16 protein-coding genes are annotated in these 13,743 nt (G+C 68.1%); 10 read left to right on the top strand and 6 right to left on the bottom strand.

The window, feature by feature from the left end; genetic code table 11:
* Positions 1-19: 19 nt before the first annotated feature.
* Together pilH and AC06FA_RS12525 are read right to left on the bottom strand one after the other, a co-directional pair.
* Positions 20-391 carry a twitching motility response regulator PilH gene (pilH, locus tag AC06FA_RS12530; protein WP_005410644.1) on the bottom strand — a complete coding sequence of 124 codons (372 nt, stop codon included), beginning with the start codon at positions 389-391 and terminating at the stop codon, positions 20-22.
* Between the two features lie 89 nt (positions 392-480).
* Complete coding sequence (locus AC06FA_RS12525; RefSeq protein WP_478068586.1) at positions 481-1,476, bottom strand: YhdH/YhfP family quinone oxidoreductase; 996 nt, start codon at positions 1,474-1,476, stop codon at positions 481-483.
* Between the two features lie 152 nt (positions 1,477-1,628).
* Here AC06FA_RS12525 and hflK point away from each other — a divergent pair, with 152 nt between their 5' ends.
* From hflK to AC06FA_RS12495, 6 genes are all read left to right on the top strand, one after another.
* Positions 1,629-2,765: an FtsH protease activity modulator HflK gene (hflK, locus tag AC06FA_RS12520; RefSeq protein ID WP_108753833.1), complete on the top strand. Its 1,137-nt coding sequence runs from the start codon at positions 1,629-1,631 to the stop codon at positions 2,763-2,765.
* Entirely contained in the window at positions 2,762-3,625 is an 864-nt protein-coding gene (gene hflC, locus AC06FA_RS12515) for a protease modulator HflC (RefSeq protein ID WP_478068585.1), read from the top strand. Before hflK ends, hflC begins: the two co-directional genes overlap by 4 nt.
* Positions 3,626-3,689: 64 nt before the next feature.
* On the top strand, positions 3,690-3,875 hold the full coding sequence (locus AC06FA_RS12510; protein ID WP_108750746.1) for a DUF2065 domain-containing protein: 186 nt from the start codon (positions 3,690-3,692) through the stop codon (positions 3,873-3,875).
* A gap of 274 nt (positions 3,876-4,149) precedes the next feature.
* Positions 4,150-5,442 (top strand): adenylosuccinate synthase, encoded by a 1,293-nt coding sequence (locus AC06FA_RS12505; RefSeq protein ID WP_478068584.1) that lies wholly within the window; start codon positions 4,150-4,152, stop codon positions 5,440-5,442.
* A gap of 153 nt (positions 5,443-5,595) precedes the next feature.
* Positions 5,596-6,240 (top strand): transcriptional regulator, encoded by a 645-nt coding sequence (locus AC06FA_RS12500; protein WP_478068583.1) that lies wholly within the window; start codon positions 5,596-5,598, stop codon positions 6,238-6,240.
* Complete coding sequence (locus AC06FA_RS12495) at positions 6,203-6,610, top strand: hypothetical protein (RefSeq protein WP_478068582.1); 408 nt, start codon at positions 6,203-6,205, stop codon at positions 6,608-6,610. The genes AC06FA_RS12500 and AC06FA_RS12495 overlap by 38 nt, the downstream gene beginning before the upstream one ends.
* An 11-nt stretch (positions 6,611-6,621) precedes the next feature.
* On the opposite strand, the gene AC06FA_RS12490 is transcribed toward AC06FA_RS12495, so the two are convergent.
* The 3 genes from AC06FA_RS12490 to AC06FA_RS12480 form a co-directional block, all read right to left on the bottom strand.
* Complete coding sequence (locus AC06FA_RS12490; RefSeq protein ID WP_478068581.1) at positions 6,622-7,239, bottom strand: M23 family metallopeptidase; 618 nt, start codon at positions 7,237-7,239, stop codon at positions 6,622-6,624.
* A 4-nt stretch (positions 7,240-7,243) separates the two neighbouring features.
* Positions 7,244-8,200: a L,D-transpeptidase family protein gene (locus AC06FA_RS12485; RefSeq protein ID WP_478068580.1), complete on the bottom strand. Its 957-nt coding sequence runs from the start codon at positions 8,198-8,200 to the stop codon at positions 7,244-7,246.
* 91 nt (positions 8,201-8,291) lie between these two features.
* On the bottom strand, positions 8,292-8,711 hold the full coding sequence (locus tag AC06FA_RS12480) for a hypothetical protein (protein WP_478068579.1): 420 nt from the start codon (positions 8,709-8,711) through the stop codon (positions 8,292-8,294).
* Between the two features lie 77 nt (positions 8,712-8,788).
* On the opposite strand from AC06FA_RS12480, the gene AC06FA_RS12475 reads away from it, so the two are divergent.
* Together AC06FA_RS12475 and AC06FA_RS12470 are read left to right on the top strand one after the other, a co-directional pair.
* Positions 8,789-9,148, top strand: coding sequence for a MerR family transcriptional regulator (locus tag AC06FA_RS12475; RefSeq protein ID WP_478068578.1), 360 nt, complete (start codon positions 8,789-8,791; stop codon positions 9,146-9,148).
* A 112-nt stretch (positions 9,149-9,260) separates the two neighbouring features.
* Positions 9,261-11,387: a methyl-accepting chemotaxis protein gene (locus tag AC06FA_RS12470; protein ID WP_478068577.1), complete on the top strand. Its 2,127-nt coding sequence runs from the start codon at positions 9,261-9,263 to the stop codon at positions 11,385-11,387.
* Between the two features lie 133 nt (positions 11,388-11,520).
* Here AC06FA_RS12470 and AC06FA_RS12465 read toward each other — a convergent pair whose 3' ends face one another.
* Positions 11,521-12,060: a hypothetical protein gene (locus AC06FA_RS12465; RefSeq protein ID WP_478068576.1), complete on the bottom strand. Its 540-nt coding sequence runs from the start codon at positions 12,058-12,060 to the stop codon at positions 11,521-11,523.
* Positions 12,061-12,216: 156 nt separating this feature from the next.
* On the opposite strand from AC06FA_RS12465, the gene AC06FA_RS12460 reads away from it, so the two are divergent.
* Positions 12,217-13,020: a hypothetical protein gene (locus AC06FA_RS12460; protein ID WP_478068575.1), complete on the top strand. Its 804-nt coding sequence runs from the start codon at positions 12,217-12,219 to the stop codon at positions 13,018-13,020.
* Between the two features lie 56 nt (positions 13,021-13,076).
* Positions 13,077-13,736, top strand: a complete 660-nt coding sequence (locus AC06FA_RS12455; RefSeq protein WP_478068574.1) for an alpha/beta fold hydrolase — start codon at positions 13,077-13,079, stop codon at positions 13,734-13,736.
* Positions 13,737-13,743: the final 7 nt, after the last annotated feature.

Raw genomic sequence — 13,743 nt, 5'->3', positions numbered from 1 at the left:
TGGCACCCACCGCAATGTTTCAGCCCTGGCCGGCGAACACGCGTTCCAGCACTTCGGACAGTTCATCTTCCGAGAACGGCTTGGTGATGTAGGCCTTGGCACCCTGGCGCATGCCCCACATGCGGTCGGTGTCCTGGTCCTTGGTGGTGACCAGGATCACCGGGATATGCCGGGTCGCTTCGTCGCGGGCCAGCGTGCGGGTGGCCTGGAAGCCATTGAGGTTGGGCATCACCACGTCCATCAGCACCAGGTCGGGCAGCTCGGCCTTGGCGGTTTCCACGCCGGCCGCGCCATCGGTGGCGGTCAGGATCTGGTGCCCGAGCTTCTCGACGATGCGCTGTATCCCCAACAGCTGCGACGGTGAATCGTCGACGATCAGAATGCGTGCCATGTTGTTCCCCATGTGTTGCCCGCAGTGTAGTGCGGGCATCGTGATGGCGGGAGGGGCGCGCCCTGCCGTCCGTCGCCTGCCTGCAACGCTCAGTCGATCCGCACCACCGTGCGGCCCAGCGAACCGCCGGCCAGCATGCGCTCGAATACGCCCGGCAGTTCGTCCAATCCGACTTCGGCGGTGCAGATGCGCTCCAGGTGCTGCGGCTTCCAGGCACCGCCGAGCCTGGCCCACACCGCTTCACGCAGATCGCGCGGTGCATTGGCCGAAGAGACGCCCAGCAGCGACACGCCGCGCAGGATGTACGGCATCACCGTCATGTCCAGCGCCGGGCTGGCGGCCAGGCCGGCGCTGACCACGCTGCCATAGGGCACGGTCTGCGCCAGCAGGCTGGCCAGCATCGGGCCCCCGGCATTGTCCAGTCCACCGCCGAAGCGGGCCGACTCCAGCGGGGCGGTGTCGGCCAATGCGTCACGCGGCAGTACCTCGGCCGCACCAATGTCGCGCAGGAACCCGGCCTGTTCGGGCTTGCCGCTGATGGCATGCACGCTGTAGCCGGCACGGCTGAAGATATCCACGGCCAGCGCGCCCACCCCGCCACTGGCGCCGGTGACTGCCAACGGACCGTGCCCGGGGGTCTGCCGGTTGTCCTGCAGGCGCAGCAGCGCCAGCGCGGCGGTGAAGCCGGCGGTGCCCAGCACCATGGCTTCGCGCGGGGTCAGCCCGCTGGGCTGGGCGATCACCGCGCTCGATTCCAGGCGCACGTACTGGCTGTAGCCGCCGTCGCGGGTCTCGCTCAGGCCGCAGCCGGTGGCCAGCACCGCGTCCCCCTCGCGCCAGGCCGGGTCGCTGGAGGCCACCACGGTCCCGGCCACGTCGATCCCGCCCACCAGCGGGAAGCGCCGCAGGATCCGGCCCTTGCCGGTGCCGGCCAGGGCGTCCTTGTAGTTCACCGATGACCAGTGGGCGCGGATCAGCACCTGGCCCGGGTTGAGGTCGTCAACGCCCAGCCGGGTCAGGCCGCTGCGGTAGCCGGCGCTGTCGTTTTCGATACGGAAGGCGGTGAACGGGTGGGTGGGGACCATCGGCGCTGCCTGACTTCGAGGAAAACACAACCTTACCGCGTCACCGCCCTTTCAATCCTGCCGGTCCGCCCCATCTTGTATGATCGGAGATGGTTCACGGCTGGCGTTGCGGGAAGGGCCCGCGTCGCAGCCCATATCTTGATGGAGCGTGCATGGCCTGGAATACACCCGGCGGCAACAAGGGCGGACAAGGCCCCGAGGACAATCGACGTGGGCCGTTCCGGTCGCGCGGCGGTGGCAATGGCGGTGGCTGGGGCGGTCTGCCCGGGCCGCTGAAGGATCTGTTCGACGGGGGCATCCTGCGTTGGGTGGCGGCGGCCGTGGTGCTGCTGGTGCTGTTCTCCAGCTTCCAGCTGATCGGCGAACAGCAGCGCGGCGTGGTGCTGCGCTTCGGCCAGTTCTCGCGCATCCTGACCCCGGGCCCGAACTTCAAGCTGCCGTGGCCGATCGAATCGGTCACCAAGGTCAACGCCACCGAGATCAAGACCTTCTCGATCCAGGTGCCGGTGCTGACCCGCGACGAGAACATCGTCAATGTCTCGTTGAACGTGCAGTACCGCATCGACGACCCGCAGCAGTACTTGTTCGGCACGGTCGATGCCAACCAGGTGCTGGAGCAGTCGGCGCAGAGCGCGGTGCGTGAGGAAGTCGGTCGTGCCGACCTCAATGCCGTGCTGAACAACCGTGGTCCGCTGGCCGTGGCCGCCGAAGAGCGCCTGCAGGCGCTGCTGAAGGCGTTCAAGACCGGTCTGACCGTGACCGGCCTGACCCTGCAGGACGCCCGTCCGCCGGAAGAAGTGAAGCCGGCCTTCGACGAGGTCAACGGCGCCCAGCAGGTCAAGGAACGCCTGATCAACGAAGCGCAGGCCTACGCCGCCAAGGTGGTGCCCGAAGCGCGTGGCCAGGCCTCGCGTGCCCGTACCACGGCCGAAGGCTACAAGCAGGCGGTGGTGTCCAAGGCCGAGGGTGATGCGCAGCGCTTCAGCCTGCTGCAGGCCCAGTACAAGAACGCCCCGGAAGTGACCCGCAAGCGCCTGTGGCTGGAGACCGTGCAGCAGGTGCTGAGCGAGAACCGCAAGGTGATCGGTGGCGATGGCCGCCAGCTGATCTACGTGCCGATGACCGGCGATACCCGCCCCAGCGCCTCGGCGCCGGCCCCGGTGGTGAACCCGGAGGTGGTGATGCCGTCGCTGCCGGGCGCCACGGCGGTGGAAGCTTCCCGTGACCCGGGCCGGCCGGTCGGCCGCCCGACCGGGCGACCCAGTGGCCGTGAGGAGGGCAGCCGATGAGAAGTTCGATGTGGATTGCGGTCGCCGTGGCGGCCCTGCTGGGCCTGCTGGGCTCGGTCTATGTGGTGCGTGAAGACCAGACGGCGATGGTGCTGAACCTGGGCAAGGTGGTCCGTTCGGACATCAAGCCGGGCCTGCACTTCAAGCTGCCGGTGGTGGAAACGGTGCGCGTGTTCGATCGCCGCTTCCAGGTGCTGGACACTGCGCCGGCCCGCTACTTCACCGCCGAACAGAAGGACGTCAGCGTCGACTTCTTCGCCATCGGCTACATCTCCAACGTGGGCGACTACTTCCGTGCCACCGGTGGCGACCCGCGCGTGGCCAATGCCCGTCTGCAGCCGATCATCACCGATTCGCTGCGCAACCAGATCAACTCGCGCACCCTGCAGCAGCTGGTTTCCGGCGACCGCAGCGAACTGATCGCCGCGCAGTTGAAGGACATCAATGATGCGGTGGCCGGGCTGGGCATGCAGATGATCGACCTGCGCATCAAGCAGGTGGACCTGCCGACCGACAGCCAGGTGATCAACGACGTGTACGAGCGCATGCGCGCCCAGCGCAAGCAGGAAGCGGCCAAGCTGCGCGCCGAAGGCGAAGAGCAGTCGCTGACCATCCGCGCCCAGGCCGACCGCGACAGCACCGTGCTGATCGCCGAGGCCGAGCGTGATGCGCAGCGCCTGCGCGGTGAAGGCGATGCCGATGCCGCACGCATCTACGGCCAGGCCGGTTCGGCCGACCCGTCGTTCTACGCGTTCTACCGCAGCCTGGAGGCCTACCGCGGCTCCATGACCGACGGCAACGGCGTGATCGTGCTGGACAAGAACGACCCGTTCCTGCAGTACCTGAAGAACGACCGCTGAGTTTCGCGCACCACCCACGGGGCCCGGCCAACTGCCGGGCCCCGTGTTTTTTCCGGAGTACCCCATGAAAGACCTGTTCGCGGCCCTCTGCCTGGTGGCGGTGCTGGAAGGGCTGCTGTTGTTTGCCGCGCCGCTGGCCTGGAAGCGCATGGCCGAGCGCCTGCTGGACCTGCCCAGCCCGGCCCTGCGCAGTTTTGGCGGGCTGGTGCTGCTGGCCGGGCTCAGCCTGCTGTGGTGGGCACGGCACTAGCCGGGGTCGGATCCCTTTCCACGGGAAAGGGCTCTGACCCCACCCAGGCGCCTGACCGGCCGGTGAAGCCGTCCGTCGGAAGGGTGGCAGCGGACCCCGGAAACCCGGATAATGCACAAAAGCCGGACGGGCCTCCCCGTTCGGCTTTTTCCGTGTCTGGGCCATCCATCGCCGGCCGCTCCCCGTTTGGAGCCGCCACCCACGCGCTGGCCAGCCCCGCCACGGGTCAACCGTCCGCGGCCCCGATGGCCGCAACAAAATCGAGGAGCCCGTCATGGGTCAGTCTGTCGTAGTGTTGGGTGCCCAGTGGGGCGATGAAGGCAAGGGCAAGATCGTCGATCTGCTCACTGAGGAAATCGGCGCCGTCGTGCGCTTCCAGGGCGGCCACAACGCCGGCCACACGCTGGTCATCAACGGCAAGAAGACCGTCCTGCACCTGATCCCGTCGGGCATCCTGCGTGACGATGCGCTGTGCCTGATCGGCAACGGCGTGGTGATCTCGCCGGCCGCGCTGCAGAAGGAAATCGCCGAACTGGAAACCTCCGGCGTGGAAGTGCGTTCGCGCCTGAAGATCTCCCCGGCCGCGCCGCTGATCATGCCGTACCACATCGCCCTGGACCAGGCGCGCGAGCGCGCTGCCGGTGGCAAGGCGATCGGCACCACCGGTCGCGGCATCGGCCCGGCCTACGAAGACAAGGTGGCGCGTCGCGGGATCCGCATCGCCGACCTGCACTACCCCAAGCAGCTGGAAGAACTGCTGCGCACCGCGCTGGATTACCACAACTTCGTGCTGACCAAGTACCTGGGCACCGAAGCGGTCGATTTCCAGAAGACCTACGACGAAGCGCTGGCCTTCGGCGAATACGTGCAGCCGATGAAGTCCGACGTGGCCGGCATCCTGCACGACCTGCGCAAGCAGGGTAAGCGCGTGCTGTTCGAAGGCGCGCAGGGCGCCCTGCTGGACATCGACCACGGCACCTACCCGTACGTCACCAGCTCCAACACCACCGTCGGCGGCGCACTGGCCGGTACCGGCGTGGGCGCCGATTCGATCGACTACGTGCTGGGCATCGCCAAGGCCTACGCCACCCGCGTCGGCGGCGGCCCGTTCCCGACCGAACTGGACGATGAAATCGGCCAGGGCATCCGTGACCGCGGCGCCGAATACGGTGCCTCCACCGGTCGCCCGCGTCGCTGCGGCTGGATGGACATCGTGGCGCTGAAGCGCGCCGTGGCCATCAACGGCATCAGCGGCCTGTGCATCACCAAGCTGGACGTGCTGGACGGCATGGAAAAGCTGAAGGTGTGCATTGCCTACGAATACAACGGCAAGCGTACCGAGTACGCGCCGCTGGACGCGCAGGGCTGGGAAGACTGCACCCCGGTGTACCTGGAGTTCCCGGGCTGGAGCGAGAACACCCACGGCATCACCAACTGGGACGAGCTGCCGCCGGCCGCACGCGCCTACCTGCGTTCGCTGGAAGAGCTGGCCGGTTGCCCGATCAGCATCGTCTCCACCGGCCCGGACCGCGACCACACCATGGTCCTGCAGGACCCGTTCGCCTGAGCGATTGACCGGTAGCGCCGGGCCATGCCCGGCGTCGCTGCAAGGAGAAGCCCCGTGCATGCGGGGCTTTTTCGTTGGACCCGCCCGGTAGCGCCAGGCCATGCCTGGCGAGGCACTTGCCAAATACCCAATATGGGCATAATAATGCCCAATATGGGTATTTCTGCCGCCACTGCATCTACGTCCGGCCCCATCGGCTTGGCCGACGCGCTGTTCACCCAGACCCAGCAACGGGTGCTGGCTCTGCTGTTCGGGCAGGACCGCAGCGATTTCAGCATTTCCGAATTGATCAGCGGCAGCGGCGCCGGCTCTGGCGCCGTGCAGCGCGAGGTGGCCAAGCTGGTCGCCAGTGGCCTGGTGAACCAGCGCAAGGTGGGCAACCAGAAACGCTACCGGGCCAACGCGCAGTCGCCCATCTACGCCGAACTGGTGGCGCTGGTGCACAAGACCGTCGGCCTGGCCGGCCCGCTGCGCGACGCGCTGCAACCGCTTCAGGACCAGATCACCTGTGCATTCGTCTATGGGTCGGTGGCCAAGCGCAGCGATACCGCGCACAGCGACATCGATCTGCTGCTGGTGTCCGACACCTTGGGCTATGCTGAAGTGATGGCCGCGCTGGACCCGCTGGAGGACCGCCTGGGGCGGCCCGTGAATCCGACGCTGTACACGCACGACGACCTGAGCGAGCGCCTGCACAAGGGCAATGCCTTCCTGCAGCGGGTGCTGGAACAACCCAAGCTGTGGGTGATTGGAGGAAAGGATGACCTCGCCTTTGCAGAACCTGGTCGGGCCGGGTAAGCCGCTTTCGCTGGAACCGCCGGATGCGCGCGAGATCGAGGGTCTGCAGCGCTCCGGCCTCGCGCGCTTGCGCGATGCACGCAATGCCACGCTTTCGCTGGAAAGCCGTTTCGACCTGGCCTACAACGCGGCCCATGCACTGAGCCTGGCGGCATTGCGCGGGCAGGGCTTCCGGCCCAGCAACCGCTACATCGTATTCCAGTCACTGAAGCACACGCTGGGCGTTGGCCCGGAGGTCTGGCGCGTGCTGGACAAATGCCACCAGCAGCGCAACCTGGCCGAGTACGAGGGTGAGCTGGATGTCAGCGGTCGCCTGGTCGAAGACCTGATCGCCGCCTGCGAGGCGGTGCGGGTTGCTTCGGGTCTCTAGAACAACGGGCTCTAGAACAACGGATACGGGTTGATCGATTCACCCTTCCACCACTGCTTCTCCGGCCCCAGCACATGCACCTCGAAATGCAGGTGCGGGGCATCGGCGCTGGCATTGCCGGTGCTGCCCACATAACCAATCACATCGCCGCGCCTGATCGCCTGCTTTTCCGCCAGGCCGTCGGCGTAGCGCTGCAGGTGCGCGTAGTAGTAGCACCATTGCCCGCTGGGTTCGAACTGGTAGACGGTCAGGCCACCGCGCTCGCTGTCGAACAGCTTTTCCACCGTGCCATCGGCCACCGCCAGTACCGGCGTGCCGGCGGGCGCCATGATGTCGATGGCATCGTGCACCCGGCCTTCGCTGCGTGCATCGGTGAAGGTGTCGCGCAGCTGCGCGCGCTGCACGCCCTGCACCGGCAGCAGCAGGCCTGTCGGCTGCGTTGGCGCTGCGCCCGTGGCGGGCGGCACCGGTCGGGTGGGTGTGGCCGGCACCGCCGCGGCTGGCACTGCCGAAGCTGCAACCGGCGCGGCCTGCACCCCTGGCGGCGCAGGCGCAGCATCACGCCGCAGCCACCAGCCCAGGCCCAGGCCGAGTACCACCCCCAGCACGATCAGCTGCGAAAGCCGCATGGCGTTACTCCTGCATCACCACGGGTACCGATTCATCCAGCGCATCGGCCACGCGCAGTGCATCCCAGTTGGTCATGCGCACGCAGCCATGCGATTCGGTCTTGCCCACGTGCCCGGGCTCGGGGGTACCGTGCAGGCCGTAGTGCGGCTTGGACAGATCGATCCAGACCCGGCCGACGGGATTGTTCGGGCCCGGCGGCAGCGTTGCCTTCTTGTCGCCCTTGCGGGCATCCCAGAACAGCTTCGGGTTGTAGTGGAAGGGCGGGTCGCGGAACACGCCGAGGATCTTCCATTCGCCGATGGGCAGCGGGTCGTGTTCGCTGCCCGAGGACACCGGCACCTGCGCGATCACCTTGCCCTGCGCGTCGAGCAGCTGCAGCGAGGAATCGGATTTGTCGATCAGCACCTTGGCCGCCTTCGCCAGCGGCGCCGGTGCGATGTTGGGTACCTGGATGCGACTGCCGGCCTTGCCCAGGTCCACGCCGGGGTTCAATGCCTTCAGCAGTTCCGGCGAGGCGTGGAAGCGCTCACCCAGCGCTTCCTCCACGCTGGCGTAGCCCAGCGTCTTCAACTTGGCCTGCGCGGCCGGCGTCTTCGGAACCGCTTGGAACGGCCCGGCCACGTCTTCGGTGGTCAGCGTGTAGCTGGCCAGCGGCGCGGTGGCATCGGCCTGCAGTGCCTTCCAGGTGGCATCGTCCAACTCGCCGGTCACCGTCAGCCCGCGCGCCGCCTGGAAGCCTGACACCGCGCGGCGCTGGTTGCTGCCCACCTCGCCATCGATCTGGCCGGGCGAGAAATTGGCACGGTCCAGCAGCACCTGCGCGTGCAGCGGCGAGCGCAGTGCGGTGTCCGGACCGGCCTTCTCGGCAATGGGGGCGGGCAGGCCGGCAGGCGGCGACTGTGCGAACACAGGGCTGGCCAACAGCGAAAGCGCAAGGACGGCTACAGGGGGTGACAGCATGGAAAACTCCTGCGGGGTACGCAGCCACCATGCCTGTCCCCCACGGCCAGCCTGCGTGAACGCCCCGGCGTGGGTGTGTGAAGCGCGGACGTCAGCGCGTAGCCGTCTGCTCGCTTGCAGGCGGCGCAACCCGTTGCAGCTGCAGTACGCCGAACACCACTTCGGCGGCGGTGAACAGCAACACGATGCTGCTGGCCCCGTGCACCACGGCGTACACCTGCCAGACAGCAAACAAGACGCGGGCAACGGCATCCAGGCGACCCATCAGCACGCTGGGCGCCCACCAGCGCGCCAGCGACCACACCACCACCACCGATCCCAACAGGTTGGCCAGCAGCATGTGCAGCGGGTCCAGCGCGGGCACCGTGCCGGGCAGCGACCAGGCGGCGGCCAGCGTGGCCATGGCCGCGTGCACGGCGGAAAAGCCCCACGGCAGGGCGAAGGGCAGGGTGACCACGAGGTCGTAGGCGGCGCTGGCACGGACGATACGGAGATAGGAGGACAGCTGCATGGGGCACTCGTTCGGTCAAAGAGCGCCTACTCTCAGGCCTGAAGTAAACTGCAAGGTCAAGCGGTGTTGGAGCATTCATGCGTATTGGCGAACTGGCCCAGGCCTGCGGGCTGTCCCGCGAAGCACTGCGCTTCTACGAAAAGCAGGGCCTGATCGGCGCACCTCGGCTGGGCAATGGTTACCGCGATTACCCGCCGGAAACGGCGATGCTGGTGCACTACATCCGCACCGCACAGCAACTGGGCTTCACCCTGGCCGAAATCGGCCAGCGCCTGCCCGCGCTGTGGCAGCAGGAGGACGCCGGTGCACTGCTGGCCATGGCCCTGCAGCAGAAGCTGGCCGACATCGACGCGCGCATCCACGCGCTGAGCGCACTGCGCGATGACCTGGCCAGCCGCCTGGCCAGCGCCTGCCCGTTGCAGCCCAGCTGCGGTTGAGGCGCCAAGCCGCAGAACGTGAACGGTACGGGAAGCGTTCACGTTGGCGACGTCAAGGCGGCGTGAGGGCGGGCCGATAAGGTCGCACCCCCCCCCGCTTTTGGATGCATCGATGAACTATTTGAGGAACGTCAGGGTTGCCTGGCGTCTCGGCCTTGGCTTTGGCCTGCTGTTGCTGCTGGTCGCCGCCGTGGTCGCCACTGGCGCCACCGCCACCGAAGTGCAGAAGCGCGCCATGCAGCAGGTCGTGGACGTGAGCGTGGCCAAGGTCCGGCTGCTGTCGGAAATGCTGGACGCCAACAACCAGATGATGGTCGTGCGCCGCGAGATGCTGATCCGCCAGGGCGAGGCGCGCGAGGCTGACGAGCAGCGCATTGCCGATCTGGTAAAGCGCTACGAAACCAGTTGGACCACCTACCAGGCACTGCCGGGTGATGCCGACGGCAAGGCGATTGGCGAGACCATCGCGGCCAAGCGCGCCATCGCACGCCCGCTCAACAAGCAGACCAGCGAGCTGATGTCGCAGGGCGATTTCCCCGGCGCCGTGGCCCTCACCCTGGGTCCGGTGCAGGAAGCGGCCAACGGCTGGAACCAGGCCCTGGCCGATGGCGTGGCCTACGAGGAAAAGGAAAGCCGCGAAGCGGCCGCCGAAGCGATCCGCCTGGGCGAACGCAGCCTGCTGCAGCTGCTGGTGCTGGGCGGCGTTGCGCTGCTGGTCGGCATCACCGCCTCGGTGATGATCGGCCGCAGCATGACCGCGCCGCTGGCGCGTGCGGTGCAGTTGGCCCAGCGCCTTTCCAAGGGTGAACTGGACCAGGAATTCCGCCTGGGCGGCCGCGATGAGCTGACCCAGTTGGGCGAAGCCATGGCCAGCGTGCGGCAGAGCGTGCAGGCCGCCATCGGCGCGCAGCTGCAGATGGCCGAGCAGCACGAGGCCGGCGCGATCCGTTACCGCATGGACGCCAGCGCCTTCCCCGGCGACTTCGGCCGCATGGTGCAGGCCACCAACACGCTGGTGGAATCGCACGTGCAGGTGGAACTGCTGATGGCCGAGGTGATGCAGCGCTACGCGATCGGCGATCTCAGCCGTGACCTGCCGCAGTACCCGGGCGAGAAGGGCGAGTTCACCCGCACGCTGGCGGCGGTGAAGCAGAGCCTGATGGCGATCAGCGCACAGATCGACGGGCTGGCCCGCGCGGCCGGTGCAGGCGACTTCAGCGTGCGTGGTGATGCGGCCGCGTTCCAGTTCCAGTACCGGGCCATGGTCGAGCATCTGAACGCGATGATGAGCAGTTCGCAGTCCAGCATTTCCGACGTGTCCGACGTGCTGCAGGCGATTGCCCAGGGCGACCTGACCGCACGCATGGAGGGCCAGTACCAGGGCGTGTTCGCGCGCATGCGCGACGATGCCAACACCACCACCGCGCAGCTGACCGGCATCGTGCGTGGCATCCAGGACGCGGCCGGCAGCATCAACAACGCGGCGCAGGAGCTGGCCGCCGGCAACAGCGATCTGTCGCGCCGTACCGAGCAGCAGGCAGCTAATCTGGAAGAAGCCGCTGCGTCGATGGAAGAACTGACCTCGACCGTGCGCCAGAATGCCGAGCTGGCCCGCCAGGCCGACAGCGAAGCCCACGCGGCCGGTGCGGCGGTGCGCGCGACCGAACAGGCCATGGCGCAGATGGCCACGGTGATGGGCGAGATCGACCAGTCCTCGGCGCGCATCTCAGAAATCTCCGCCACCATCGATGGCATTGCGTTCCAGACCAACATCCTGGCGCTGAACGCCGCCGTGGAAGCGGCGCGTGCTGGCGAGCAGGGACGCGGCTTTGCCGTGGTGGCCAGTGAGGTGCGCACGCTGGCCCAGCGTGCGGGCGTTGCGGCCAAGGAGATCAAGGAACTGATCGACGATTCGGCGGCCAAGGTGCGCAGCGGCCTGGATGTAACGGTGGAATCGCAGGCGGCCATCGCGCGCCTGGCCCAGGCCAGCGCACGCACCAACCAGTTGATGAGCGATATTGCTGCGGCCAGCAAGGAACAGGCGGCCGGCATCGAGCAGGTCAACCAGGTGGTGGTGCAGATGGATCAGGTGACCCAGCAGAACGCGGCCCTGGTGGAGGAAGCCACTGCGGCCAGCCGCGCGCTGGAAGAACAGGCCGAAGCGCTGGCCACGTCGGTGGCGGTGTTCCAGCTGGAGCAGGGCGGTGCTGCCCGCGCCGCGGTGGCGCGCGCGGCTTGACCGGTCGCCACCGGTAGAGTCGAGCTTGCTCGACTGTCTTTGCACGTAGATCAAGAGCAGTCGAGCGAGCTCGACTCTACGTGGTCCCCGGCTCGGAGCAGTCGAGCGAGCTCGACTCTACGTGGACCCCGGCTCAGCGCAGCTCGTAGCTGGCCTGCAGTGGCAGGCTGACCCCGCGCAGGGTATCGCGGGCCACCACGTACACGGTCCAGGTGCCCTTGGGGGCATCGGCCTGTGCAACGAACTCGATGCGCAGGTTGGTCAGGAAGACCTGGTTGGCCGGACCGCTGAGGGCAGCGTTGACGCAGGGCAGATCCTTCTGCTCGGTCGCCACGCTGCCATCGGGCAGGGTCAGGCGGACATCGCACTGCACATGGGCCACACCGTCGGCGTCCAGCTTCGGGTTGGAAACGAAGGCGAGAATGCTGACCTGGTCGCCTGCATGCACCTCGCTGGCGACGGTGAACTGCGGGGTGGTTTCGGCCGGCGTCTGCCATTTGGCCAGCCAGTCGCGGTCGGTGGTCACCAGCAGCGATGCGCCGAAGCCATCCCGGGCCTTCATTGATTCGGTCTGCGCCACGGGACGCCCGTCGGGATGGACCCAATCGCCGGCGGCCGTTGCGCTCAGCGGCAGCAGCAGGGCCAGCAGGGCCAGAGTGCGTGTCCTTCGCATGGTCATCTTCCTGAAGTGCCGCTTTCTGCGGCGGGGGCCCGAGTATGGCCCAGCAGACCGGTCAATGGCAGCGGCCCCAGGCGCGGGCCTCGACCGTCCGCGGCCCTACCGCCGGCCGCCGATTTAGGCGATGCTCGCTGCAAACGGGGAGGGGGCATGGACAGCAACGAGACCGAAGGGGCCTATGGCGATGTGCCACGGATGCAGGACATCGACGTCGTCGCCGTTGCGGTACGCGAGCCGCCGACCGACTGGTCGATGCTGCCGCTGACCCGTGGCGATGATGATTCCCTGGTGATGCGGGCCGTGCGGCGCATGCGCCGCGAACCGGCGCTGTTGTTCACGGTGGCCTACCTGCTGGTTTCGCTGCTGGGCCTGTGGTGCAGTTTCTGGTTCTACCAGGGCTTCGAGCTCTCGATCCTGGACTACATGCAGCCCAGCGACTTCCTGGTGGCCGGCATGCGCGACCCGGTCTACGTGCTGTTGTTGTTGCTGGGCGTGCTGCTGGTGCTGCTGGTCAGCTGGCCCGATACCCTGCGTGCGCGCAACGCGGCCAAACTGCAGACGCTGCGCCAGCGCAGCGTGCTCTGGCGGGTGGTGCTGTCGCGCTCGGTGCTGACCAGCTGGGACGGGCTGGGACTGCGTGCGCTGACCGCGATGACCCTGGCCGTTGCGGCGTTCATGGCCACCGGCGCAGCCAACTATGTGATGGTGCGCGGCGAGCAGATCCGCAACCACGGGCGCGGCGAAGTGGTGCAGCTGCAGCTCAATGGCGATGCGGCGCCGCTGCCGGGCACGGCGCGTCTGCTCGGTTCCAGCAGCGCGTTCCTGTTCGTCTGGTGGCCGCAGCAGCGGCGCGCCGAGGCGATTCCGATCGCCGCCGTGCGCAAGCTGCAGGCGCTGCCGGTGGCGGTGCGCAGCGCGCCGCCGGGCTCACCTGCGCCGGGGGCGCGGCGTTGACCGGCCCGGTGCCGCCCTGCCTGGTGATGCTGCCGGGGCTGGATGGCACCGGCCACTTGTCTGTCGCGTTCCTGGCCGCCGTGCACAGCCACGGTGTTCCCACGCGGGCATTGGCGCTGCCCGCCACCGGTGCACAGGACTACACCAGCCTGCTGCACACCGTGCGTCCTCAGTTGCCCAGCCAGCCGTTCGTGCTGCTCGGCGAATCCTTCGCCGGTCCGCTGGCCATGCAGCTGGCCGCAGAGGCACCGCCGGCCCTGCGCGGGCTGGTGCTGTGCAATACCTTCGCGCGCCGCCCATTGCCGGTCCCGGCCGCCGGCGCCGCGCTGCTGGCGCCGGCGTGGCCGTTGCCGGCCTGGCCACTGCCCCCGTTGCCGCTGCTGTCGGGGCTGCTGCTGGGGCGGTGGCGCAGCCGACAGACCCTGCGTGACCTGCGCCTGGCGCTGGCGCAGGTGCCGGCTTCGACATTGCGCCAGCGTGCGGCGGCCACGTTGCGCGTGGATGCACGCGATGTGCTGCCGCGCATCACGGTGCCTGCGCTGTGCCTGCAGGCCCGCCAGGATCGCCTGCTGTGGCCGCCCAGCGTCGGCGAGCTGCAGGCGCTGCTGCCCGATGCACGGCATGTGGCGCTGGCCGGCCCGCACCTGCTGCTGCAGGCGCGGGCGGACGCGGCGGCCACCGTGGTGGCCCATTGGCTGAAGGGCCTGCCGGGCTGAGGCGCGC

Source organism: Stenotrophomonas sp. Steno-C17 (assembly GCF_056393165.1).
Note: the sequence above shows the minus strand (reverse complement) of the source record. Positions and strands in the feature narration are given on the sequence as shown.

Coding starts and splice junctions, on each gene's coding strand:
- AC06FA_RS12465 (WP_478068576.1), bottom strand. CDS start 12,060: ATGCGAAGGACACGCACTCTGGCCCTGCTGGCCCTGCTGCTGCCGCTG.
- AC06FA_RS12480 (WP_478068579.1), bottom strand. CDS start 8,711: ATGCAGCTGTCCTCCTATCTCCGTATCGTCCGTGCCAGCGCCGCCTAC.
- hflC (WP_478068585.1), top strand. CDS start 2,762: ATGAGAAGTTCGATGTGGATTGCGGTCGCCGTGGCGGCCCTGCTGGGC.
- hflK (WP_108753833.1), top strand. CDS start 1,629: ATGGCCTGGAATACACCCGGCGGCAACAAGGGCGGACAAGGCCCCGAG.
- pilH (WP_005410644.1), bottom strand. CDS start 391: ATGGCACGCATTCTGATCGTCGACGATTCACCGTCGCAGCTGTTGGGG.
- AC06FA_RS12485 (WP_478068580.1), bottom strand. CDS start 8,200: ATGCTGTCACCCCCTGTAGCCGTCCTTGCGCTTTCGCTGTTGGCCAGC.
- AC06FA_RS12525 (WP_478068586.1), bottom strand. CDS start 1,476: ATGGTCCCCACCCACCCGTTCACCGCCTTCCGTATCGAAAACGACAGC.
- AC06FA_RS12460 (WP_478068575.1), top strand. CDS start 12,217: ATGGACAGCAACGAGACCGAAGGGGCCTATGGCGATGTGCCACGGATG.
- AC06FA_RS12470 (WP_478068577.1), top strand. CDS start 9,261: ATGAACTATTTGAGGAACGTCAGGGTTGCCTGGCGTCTCGGCCTTGGC.
- AC06FA_RS12500 (WP_478068583.1), top strand. CDS start 5,596: ATGGGTATTTCTGCCGCCACTGCATCTACGTCCGGCCCCATCGGCTTG.
- AC06FA_RS12505 (WP_478068584.1), top strand. CDS start 4,150: ATGGGTCAGTCTGTCGTAGTGTTGGGTGCCCAGTGGGGCGATGAAGGC.
- AC06FA_RS12475 (WP_478068578.1), top strand. CDS start 8,789: ATGCGTATTGGCGAACTGGCCCAGGCCTGCGGGCTGTCCCGCGAAGCA.
- AC06FA_RS12495 (WP_478068582.1), top strand. CDS start 6,203: ATGACCTCGCCTTTGCAGAACCTGGTCGGGCCGGGTAAGCCGCTTTCG.
- AC06FA_RS12510 (WP_108750746.1), top strand. CDS start 3,690: ATGAAAGACCTGTTCGCGGCCCTCTGCCTGGTGGCGGTGCTGGAAGGG.
- AC06FA_RS12490 (WP_478068581.1), bottom strand. CDS start 7,239: ATGCGGCTTTCGCAGCTGATCGTGCTGGGGGTGGTACTCGGCCTGGGC.